The organism is Novacetimonas maltaceti, assembly GCF_002906255.1.
GTDB classification, from domain to species: Bacteria; Pseudomonadota; Alphaproteobacteria; order Acetobacterales; family Acetobacteraceae; genus Novacetimonas; species Novacetimonas maltaceti.
Window position 1 is genome coordinate 1 of the sequence record NZ_POTC01000134.1, and the last position, 1202, is coordinate 1202.

The 1202-nt window shown below is 55.8% G+C and carries 2 protein-coding genes; one reads left to right on the forward strand and one right to left on the reverse strand.

Going from position 1 to position 1202, the window contains the following annotated elements; genetic code table 11:
- On the forward strand, nucleotides 1-118 hold a 118-nt coding region (locus tag KMAL_RS16650), incomplete at its 5' end, for a transposase (protein ID WP_018308590.1).
- A gap of 78 nt (nucleotides 119-196) precedes the next feature.
- On the opposite strand, the gene KMAL_RS16655 is transcribed toward KMAL_RS16650, so the two are convergent.
- Nucleotides 197-1202 (reverse strand): chloride channel protein (locus tag KMAL_RS16655; RefSeq protein WP_239020199.1); only part of this gene is annotated, 1006 nt, incomplete at its 5' end.

Genomic DNA, 1202 nt, shown 5'->3' on the forward strand with positions numbered 1-1202 from the left:
GAACCTCTGGGCTCGCCTCAAGGAGTGGCGCGCTGTCGCAACCAGATATGAAAAAACAGCAACGTCGTTCCTCGCGGTCATCCACATCGCTGCCGCAGCAGACTGGATCAAGCCCTAACAGGCCCTAAGGTCAGAGACTTATTATGCAATTGCATTCTGCTTCCCCCCAGATCGGGGATAGAACACTTCTCTGAAATCATCGCGTGTGTGACTGGGCCCTGAGTCTCAGGGCAGCATAAATGGGCATGTCTCCAAGTGCGCCGGCTACGACCATCGCAGCAAAACTCCCGGATAAAAGCGGCATTATCAACTCGGACGAACCTGTCATTTCCATAACCAGAATAATCCCGGTCAGCGGTGCACGAACGGATCCGGCGAACATGGAGGCCATGCCGACAATCACAAAAGGTGCGGTCGCCAGAGGTGTATCAGGACTTAATGCCTGTGCCACAACACTACTCCCCAGACCGGAAAGTGCCCCCAGGGCCAGCATGGGGGCAAACAGACCTCCAGGTGTTGCAGCGGCATAAGACAGGGCCCCAAAAATCAGCCGAAAAGCCAGTAGTGCCGGAATCTGATGTAATCCGATCTCGTTGTTTATGGCCGTCTGCGTGATCCACTTTCCCCCTCCAGCCAAGTGCGGTGCAAGACAAACCACCAAACCGGCCAAACCTCCCACCAGAACAGGCCTGACTGAGATGCAGATAGGCAGCCTCCCGGCCAGACGGAGCACTGCCATGGTCGTCCGGTTGTATCCGACAGCAACCAGGCCCGTCATGATCCCGGTCATGACGAAAAACAGCTGTTTGGCAAGCGATTCTGGAAGGATCAGAGGAGCGACACTAAAGACCGTCTGGCTACCCAGCATGCCCCGGCTGACCAGAATGGCCGAAATGGATGCCCCCAATGCGGCACAAACCATTCTGATTTCAAACCGGCCGACCAGTTCTTCCAAAACGAAAACAGCACCGGCTGCCGGCGCATTGAAAGCGGTCGCCAGCCCTGCTCCCGCGCCTGCAGCAAGGAGGGCAAGGCAGTCTGTCTTCTCCAGACAGAGCAGCCTGCCAAACGTATGAGCTGGAGGGATCGAAGAACCCTTGATTGATGTGCTTGGCCGGTAATTTCTGGGTTTTGGCGATTTGATTGACGGTTTTTGCGATGGCGTCCAGTCTGCGTTTTGAGCAGATTGGGAGTTGTCTCTC